Origin of the sequence: Rubripirellula obstinata (assembly GCF_001642955.1) — a bacterium.
In the GTDB taxonomy this organism is placed as follows: domain Bacteria; phylum Planctomycetota; class Planctomycetia; order Pirellulales; family Pirellulaceae; genus Rubripirellula; species Rubripirellula obstinata.
In genome coordinates, this window is sequence record NZ_LWSK01000177.1 from 1 (window position 1) to 8,503 (window position 8,503).

The following is an 8,503-nucleotide window of genomic DNA, read 5'->3' on the forward strand; positions in this document are numbered from 1 at the left end:
GTAGCGAGCCATAGCGAGTTACGGCAATGTGCGCACCGCCGTAACTCGCTATGGCTCGCTACGGCCTACTTTCAAGGGTCGTGACAAGTTGACAACGACACATTTTCATCAGCCCAGGCACGGCCTGGGTTTAAGCTAAGCGAGCGGCAGGTGAGAACTTACCGTAGTGGACGAAACAATCTGCCGATCGGCTAACGAATTAGGTGAATGCCCAGTGGTAGCGAGTCGCCGAAAATGGCGGCTTCTTCTTCGGCGTGAAGTGAACCCCCGTTTTTGACCAACTCGATCAAATGATCAGCCGCGTCTCGGTCACTCAATAATGACACGACGCGGTCTAGTTGGGATTCGGCTACATCACGGAATCGATCTCCGGTGCGTTGGGCTAACTGGACCATCGCGAGCGTCAGCATCGACTGGTTGTCGCCGAGGTTGAACTTCTTTTCCAAAGAAGCGATGGAGTCGATCCACTGCGACACTTCCTTTGTCGGGACGGTTGCGTTGATCGGTCCGTAGACAGGTTTTCGGCTGCCAATTCGACCCAGGCTCCATAGCAAACTGTCGCGAAGCTTTTCGTTCTTACGCTGTGACAGTGCATTCAATGCTGCTTGGCCAAGGTCGATTTTGTCTTGGATGGGCAAGCGTTCCAGCGAACCAAGCAAACGCCAGACTTCTTGAGCTTCGTGAGCCGCGATCCGTTTGTGTTTGTTTTTCAGTGCGCTGATCCATGGTGCAGCCAATTGCGATTGCTGGCCGGATGTTAAACCGCCCGCGATGCGACGCCAAAGGATCATCGCCTCGGTTCCGGATGCGGCAGCGGGGAAGGCAAGTTTGCCGTAAACCGATCGCCACGTCTGATCAACTCGCCAATCATCCACCGCGACGCCGTAACCGGGACGCAAACAGAATCCAAGCAGGTTCAACCAGCGTGCTTCGTGTTGCGCCGATTTGCGTCGTCCTTCACGCTGGTCCAACAAGCATTGCCACTGTTCCCGCAGCAGCGATGGCGGCCAGCGATGACGGTTCATCTCGGTCACCGACTGCAGTTGTTTGACTAGTTTGCTGGGCTTTGCCTCGGTTGAATTCGCCTCTTCGGCAAACACACTTTCGATTGCGTCTTCGCACATTCCAACTGTTTCTGAATCGACGATCCCGGCTGCTTCGCCGGTCGCGTCGTGCGCGTCGCGATCGGTTTCCAATGTGCTGCGAATGTCGAAATCCAATCGCCATCGTTTTGGCGAATCAAGATCGACGCAGTGCAGCCCAACGGTACCAATCTCACTGAGTTCGGATTCGATGACCACGCGAATGGATTGATTCTGTTTGCGTTTTCCTTCGACAATCGCGGTGCAGATCGGCGGCAGCGGCGATGCCTCGCTGCGATCAATCTCGATCAGTTGGCCGACCGAATCCGCCAATCGCGTGCTGCTGACCCAGAGCGGAAATTGAACGGGAGTGCCAAGACTCAACTGCAACGGATGGCCTTCCGCACGAAACCTTTGGCCCGCTTCGGCGGTACCGGGGATCAAGCATAAACCCTGCGCCGGGTTGTCGCTGACCTGCATGTAGTACGAACGACCAAGGTTGGCTGCGATGCGAACTCCCTCGCCACGGCGCACTCCGGCGTAATAAGCTGCTCCGCGGGCGACGGCGAGATCAAGACGCGGTGAATGCAGAAGTTGTGGCTGCCAGTCGGTGTCGCCCTGGTTTTTGTCGCCCTGGTTTTCGTCGCCACAGAACCACTTCGCTAACAGGTCGCGAATGCGGTGCTGCACCTGCGGTGACGACATCACTCCGCCGTTGAACAGAACTAGATCCGGACGGTCAGCCGCATCTTCATCTTGATCGTCCAAACCGGTTCGACGATGAGTAGATAAGAACTCGGCCAAGTGACGTGTGATCGCTGCATCGGCGGCATAGGGCAGGCCGAATTCCTGAAAACCGCTCTCACCCGCGACCGCTTGATCGGTCAGTTCTACCGCTGGGAAAAAACCGTCTAGCAAAACCTGATCCACTTCATCGGCAGTAAGCTGAACCTGAATGCCGCCACCGATTAATCGTGATCCTTCGGCTGGTAAGTTGATTGTGTATTGATCCGGACGGTTTTCGGACAGCATCACTTCTTTGACGGTCCGAGAAGCCTGAACCAAACGATCCCACTGCAGCGGCGACAGCGTTTGGTTTGATTCATCGGCAAGCTTGGACTCGGCAATCTTGGACTCGGCAAGCTTGGCGACCGCTAGATCCAAGTTATCGCCGCCAAGGATTAAATGATTGCCGACGGCGACGCGGTGGAACTGTAATTGCTGGCCCGCTTCACCGGCGGATCGGACGCGGATCAGGGTCAAGTCGGTGGTACCGCCGCCGATGTCGCAGACCAGAATCAATTGTCCCGGCTTGACGCTCTGTTCCCAATCCTGACCCTGGCGATCGATCCAGGCATAGAACGCGGCTTGGGGTTCTTCGATCAAATACACACGCGGCAATCCGGCTTGTTTTGCCGCCGCAATCGTTAGCTCACGAGCGACTTCGTCGAACGAAGCGGGCAAGGTGATCACGACGTCTTGATCGGCCAGCGGATGATCGGGATGGTCATGGTCCCAAGCTTGCCGCAGATGTTTTAAGTAGCGTGACGAAACATCGACCGGTGAAAGACGTGTTACATCCGCGTCGCCGTGCCAAGGCAACAGATTCGCCGTGCGATCGACTCCTTCATGCGACAGCCAGCTCTTCGCCGAAGCCGCCCGGCGGCCGGGATGGCGAAGTCCCGCATCACGAGCCAAAACGCCGACGCAGAATTCTGTTTGCTCGTTTTGCCAAGGCAGGCGATGATCGCTGGCGGCTTCGTCTTGCGTCAATTCGTAGTGGAACGAAGGCAGCGTTTCGCGGGATTCTCGCTGACCAAAATCAACCCACTGTTCAATCGAGAACGTTTCTACCAACGGGTTTTCAGATTCCGTATCAACGAAAGCCATCGCGCAATTGGTGGTCCCCAAGTCGATACCGATGACGTACCGAGACTGTGATAGTTGGTTCTCTTCGACTGAATCAGAATTACGACTCACGCGTATTGAACTCCATCTTCCATCGTTCGTCGCTTCCGGTGGCATGGCACCAAAGTTCAAACATTCCCAGTTCCGTGATCCGGCTGACAAACTGCACGGGCACAAACGTTTCGCTGCCCGCTGATTCAGAAGTCAGCGAAACCGTGACGGGTTCCAGTTCGACAAGTTCGTCAGCGGACCAGCGATCAAGTTTTGAACCGGCGGTATCGTCAGCACGAACGGCCGAGGAAAAGAAACGAAACTGCGCGGGCTTGCCGACGACAACGCCGACTTGTTCGCCGGGCACGGCCGCTTCGGTTCCCTCTTCCATCGCTCGCGCCGCAACGCACAATGCACGCAGCGGTCGAGGCACGCCGGGGATCGCCAGGCCTGCGGTTTCAATTCCGACATAGTACGAACGCGCGGTGCCACCACGAATCCGGATGCCGCCGCGTTGCTTGTTCCATCCGTAATAGGCTGCTCCCATGGCAACGGATGTATCCAAATCATCCGGACCGCCAAGGATCTGTGGCGACTGTTCGCACCAATCGCTGATCGTTTCAGTCATGCGAGTTCGCAATCTGTCACTGCGAAAGACACCGCCGTTGAATAGCAAATGAGTCGGCGTGACGGATTGCTCGTCGTCATCACGAGACTGATCGGCCAAGAACGCGGCGACATGTTTGGTGATCGCAGCATCGGATTCGTAGGGCAGCCCGATGTCTTGAAAGCCGGATGCCGATTGCTGTTCGGGTCGATCGGTGGCTGAGCACTTTGGAAAGAAACCTTCGACGATCAATTGGCCGGCTTCACCGCTACTGATCTCTGTTGAAATCGTTCCTCCGATCAGCGAACTGCCACGTCCCAGGACTGCGATCGTGTGTTTGTCGGCTCCACCGGCTCGCAACAGTTCTTCTTTGGCATCACGACAGGCGTGCCAGAGCGATACGCTTTGCCAAGGATCCAAGTCATGGCCTTGATCGGCGAATCGGCCGCTGACGAAGTGGGCCAATGCCAAGTCCATGTTGTCACCGCCAAGCAGCAGGTGATTGCCAACGGCCAGCCGTTGCAAATTCAATGTGCCATCGGTTTCGGACACTGTCACCAGCGTCAGGTCGGTCGTGCCACCACCGACGTCAACGACCAGCAGCACGTCGCCCGGTTTGAGCGTTTCTCGCCAGCGGTCGCCACGATCCGCCAACCATCGATACACCGCCGCTTGCGGTTCTTCCAACAGCACGAACGTTTCGGGAAGCCCGGCAGCGATGGCTGCTTCGTGAGTCAATTCACGAGCCGCCGGTGCAAACGATGCCGGGACTGTTAGCACGACTTGTTGATCACTTAGCGGTGCATCGGGATGTTGTTCATTCCAAGCGGCGACCAAGTGCGACAGAAAACGAACCGTGCAGTCGTAGGCGGATACTTTGTTGACTTCGGGTGGCGATTGCCATGGCAGTGCAGCTTCCGTGCGACCGACGCCGGAGTGACACAGCCAGCTTTTGGCAGCCACGACGACTCGCTGTGGATTTTCGGCCGCTTGCGATTTCGCGTAGGCACCGACGACGCCAGCGGCCGGGTTCGGTTCAAACGAAGTCTGCAGCGATTCCAATTCGCCATCGCGCGGCAGATACAGAAACGACGGCAGCGAATCACGAGATTCGATTTGACCGGGTTGAATGACCTGCGGAATGCGCAGCAGTTTTAGATCCGCGTCCTCATCAAGCAGTGTGTAGCTGACGACGGAATTGGTGGTCCCCAGGTCGATGCCAACGGAGTAACGCGCGTTCATGAATGTTTTAGTTTGGAAGGATGTTGGGTGGACGATGCTGGAACTTGAAAATAAATCAATGAGGATTACGTCTGCCGATTATTTCAAATTGCAAGATGAACATTGCAAATTGAAAAATGAAACATCCAGCCGACTAGGGGCAATTTGCAACTTGCAGTGTTCAAATTGCAATTTGCAATCGTTATGTGCGTTTTGCCTAATGTGTTCCGCGTTTCTACCGGAACCGATTCACTAGCGTTGCAACTGCGCCGGCGCGACGATGTTGGCGTCGTCTTTGTTTCCGGTCCACTGTGGCAGATCAACTTTGGTGGCTTGCCATCCTTGGTGAATTAATTTCCCGCTGGTGCCGGTGCCTTCGCCGATCCATTGGAACCTGGCCGGTGAAGCGTCGGTTCCGGCGTCAACGGTGGATCCTTCTTTGGCGTCGCTGACCGGATTGAGTCCTATCAAACGTCCGAGCGTTGCGTTGCATTGTTGCAAACAAGGTCGGGCAGCCGCGCCGACTTGGGCATCGGAAAATTGCGTTAGGTCTTCCTGGATCAGATCGACCAGTCTGGCTTCGCGCTGTAATGCTGAAAGCAACGTGATGGCGTCGCTGCGAGTTGGCGGCTGCGGTGCGACTGGCTGAGCTTTGATGTCAGCCTCAACCGGTGCGGGCAATTTGGGCTCGGTGGTTGTTGGTGTTTGCCCGTCCAGGACTTTGCCGATTTGCTCGGCGAGTTGACGATTGAAAAGACCCGCCGAAAAGGCGCGGATCGCGATGCCTAAACCCATATTTCACGCTCTGAAATGAAGTCCAAAACGCCCAGCTTGGCAAACCCAGCGGACCCGTCAAGCCGACCGCCATCGATAACCGGCACAATCCGAATATTCGATCAAGTCATCGGGTTGGACATGCCGATGAATCGATTGGGGGCGGAGGAGATACGCGCTGTCAATCTTGGACTGTTAGCGTGAAACTTACTTCGTCGATTCGATTCGCTTTCGCCGCTTTGATCGTTTTTTCGATCGGTGGTTGTTCGCTGTTTCCAGAAACTCGCAATCGCGACGTCATCCACAACCCGTTTCCTCAGTTGAAACGGGTGGCGGTGCTGCCGTTTTTTAATCAAAGCGAAGAACCCACCGTCGATGGCGACGCAGTTGGGTCGCAGTACTACGCCTCGCTGCAAGCCGTGCCCGGGTTCGAGGTGCTGCCGATGGGCGTCACCAAAACCGCATGGATTCAATACAGCCTGCACAATGGCGAACCACGCACCGGTGCTGACTTCCAAGCCTTTGCACGCCATCTGGGTGTGGAAGCCGTCGTCGTGGGTGCGGTCACCGATTTTAAATCGTTCTATCCGCCTCAAATGGCCATGACGGTTCACTGGTACGCGGCCAACGAAGGGTTTCACGCGATTCCGCCGGGTTACGGTTTGCCGTGGGGTACCGAGCAAGAAAAACAGATTCCCAGACGCGTCTTGCGTGAAGCCGAATTCGAGCTCGCACGCAGCCAACTGGCAACTCAGTCACCGATCTCGGTTGATGAAACGCCCGGTGTCCAAAACGCAATTCAGCAAACTTCGGCAAACCGACAAGTTGACGTTCAGTTTGATGCCGAAGAAGTGGATCCGTTTGCCGAACCAAACTTCGCCGCGCCGATGTCACCCGAAGGGGAAATCTATGGCGGCCAGATTATGGACGGTGAAATTATGGAAGGTGAAATTGTTGATGGTGAATACTTCCACGGCGAACATGAAACCTGGGAAACTCCGCTGCCGCCGGCTTGGCCCGATCCCACCGACCTGATTCCCGACGGTCCCAGTCCCGTTCGGCCAATGGCAATCACCAATCACGAACCAATTTTGACTCACACCAAGATCTACCGTGGTGACGATCCCTACGTTACCGGTCGCTTGGCCGATTACGTGGAAACCGGCGATGATGCACGCAACAGCGGTTGGCAGGGTTACCTCAAACGTACCGATGATTTCGTTCGTTTCTGTTGTCACCTGCACATCACCGAGATGTTGGAATCTAGGGGCGGAAGAGACCAAAGCGACTTCATAATGAGGTGGTCGCTGAGCCGATACTGATCCGGCGGCGAGGTGGCAAATGAACCTTGCGAGCAACCACGGTGACGGCATTGATTGCCTAACCGGCCGCAGCGTTACAGTCATCTCAATTCGGCCTTAGCCCACGCACATCGTGGGCGATCAATCGGACACTACCCAGATGGATCAAGAAGTTAACGTTCTTGCGCTCGTCAAAGGCGAAGAGAAATTTATCTTTCTTTTCGATGACGAGAATCGCGACGAAACCTTGCGTCAACTCGCCCGCTTCGCCGCTGATCCAGAACTTGATTTCAGTTGGTACGACGCGGCAATGCTAAGCCGCAAAATCCGCGACGCTGTGCCAACCGAAGACGACGCGTTGGCCAACGACGAATTCGACAGCTTGTCGATCGAGGATTTTCACTAAGCCGTTTTGATTTCGGTTTCAACCGTAGCGGTTTCAATCGTAGCTGGGCCCGCCAGGGTTCAGTTCACTACTAGCTGTACCCGACTGAACCCTTGCGGGATCAGCTACGAAGACTCTGTCGGGAAAAAATGATGCGCCGGTCCATTCCCCAGTTTTTGCGATACCTAGCGACCGAGCGCAACGCGTCCGATTTAACCATCAAGGCTTACCGCGAAGATCTGTTCGGGTTGGTCGATTGGCTGGAAGCAACGCGGGGGTCGGTTCCCAAGCCAGACGCGTTATCACCGCAAGATTTGCGTGCCTACCAAGCGGCGTTGCAGCAAGCCGATTACGCTCGCACCACGATCTCCCGAAAGCTCGCCAGCTTGCGAAGCTTTTATCGCTTCGCGATGCGTGAAGGAATCGCAACGTCCAACCCGGCCAAACCGCTACGCAACCCCAGACGTCAGCGAAAGCTTCCGCACGTCCTGACCAATGCCGAAATCGGACGGTTGTTGGTCGCACCGCCACGCGAAAACAGTGCGGGCCTACGTGATCGTGCGATCTTGGAAACAATGTACTCGGCCGGACTTCGAGTCAGCGAATTGGTCGGTCTGTGTGACGGCGACCTGGACACCGATGAACAAATCGTTCGCGTTCGCGGTAAGGGGCGAAAAGAGAGGATCAGCCCGCTAGGTTCCTACGCGATTCGAGCCATCGCCCGTTACGCAAAGCTGCGTGTTCGCAGTCCCGAATCGGCGGCGCTCGGCCGATCGGCACCGGTGTTTGTCAATCGATTTGGAAACCTGCTAACGACGCGCAGCATCGGTCGCATGCTTGAAAAATACATCGCGGTTTCGGGGCTGGATTCTCGCACCAGTCCGCACACGTTGCGGCATAGCTTTGCAACGCACCTGATGGACCGAGGTGCCGACATCCGAAGCGTGCAAGAATTGTTAGGCCACAAGAGTCTGGCAACCACGCAAATCTACACGCACGTCAGCGCAGCAAACCTGTTGCAGGTTTATGAAAAGGCGCATCCGCGAGCGTCGTAGAGAGAACCGTAGGCGGGAACTGTACTGCGTTTGTTCCGGCCTACTCTTCCCTATCGTTTAACCGCGTGGGCATCGCCCCGCGCGTCGTGCTGGACCGAACGCGCGGGGCGATGCCTGGGCTGATGAAAATGCGGTGGGTGATGTTATTCGCGAACCAGTCGAACATTGCAAATTGCAAA

At 56.0% G+C, this 8,503-nt stretch carries 6 protein-coding genes; 3 read left to right on the forward strand and 3 right to left on the reverse strand.

Annotation, left to right across the window (positions count from 1 at the left end; translation table 11 throughout):
• Positions 1-191: 191 nt before the first annotated feature.
• The 3 genes from RC85_RS23880 to RC85_RS23895 all read right to left on the reverse strand — a co-directional run bounded on the left by RC85_RS23880 (position 192) and on the right by RC85_RS23895 (position 5,604).
• Positions 192-3,062 carry a hsp70 family protein gene (locus tag RC85_RS23880; RefSeq protein ID WP_068267260.1) on the reverse strand — a complete coding sequence of 957 codons (2,871 nt, stop codon included), beginning with the start codon at positions 3,060-3,062 and terminating at the stop codon, positions 192-194.
• A complete protein-coding gene (locus RC85_RS23885) occupies positions 3,052-4,830 on the reverse strand; it encodes an Hsp70 family protein (protein WP_068267261.1) in 1,779 nt (592 codons plus the stop codon). The genes RC85_RS23880 and RC85_RS23885 overlap by 11 nt, the downstream gene beginning before the upstream one ends.
• 231 nt (positions 4,831-5,061) lie before the next feature.
• Positions 5,062-5,604: a DUF2760 domain-containing protein gene (locus RC85_RS23895; protein ID WP_068267263.1), complete on the reverse strand. Its 543-nt coding sequence runs from the start codon at positions 5,602-5,604 to the stop codon at positions 5,062-5,064.
• A gap of 179 nt (positions 5,605-5,783) precedes the next feature.
• Here RC85_RS23895 and RC85_RS23900 point away from each other — a divergent pair, with 179 nt between their 5' ends.
• The 3 genes from RC85_RS23900 to xerC all read left to right on the forward strand — a co-directional run bounded on the left by RC85_RS23900 (position 5,784) and on the right by xerC (position 8,324).
• Positions 5,784-6,905 carry a hypothetical protein gene (locus RC85_RS23900; RefSeq protein WP_084422981.1) on the forward strand — a complete coding sequence of 374 codons (1,122 nt, stop codon included), beginning with the start codon at positions 5,784-5,786 and terminating at the stop codon, positions 6,903-6,905.
• 139 nt (positions 6,906-7,044) lie between these two features.
• Positions 7,045-7,290, forward strand: coding sequence for a hypothetical protein (locus RC85_RS23905; RefSeq protein WP_068267264.1), 246 nt, complete (start codon positions 7,045-7,047; stop codon positions 7,288-7,290).
• A gap of 131 nt (positions 7,291-7,421) precedes the next feature.
• On the forward strand, positions 7,422-8,324 hold the full coding sequence (gene xerC, locus RC85_RS23910) for a tyrosine recombinase XerC (RefSeq protein ID WP_068267266.1): 903 nt from the start codon (positions 7,422-7,424) through the stop codon (positions 8,322-8,324).
• Positions 8,325-8,503: the final 179 nt, after the last annotated feature.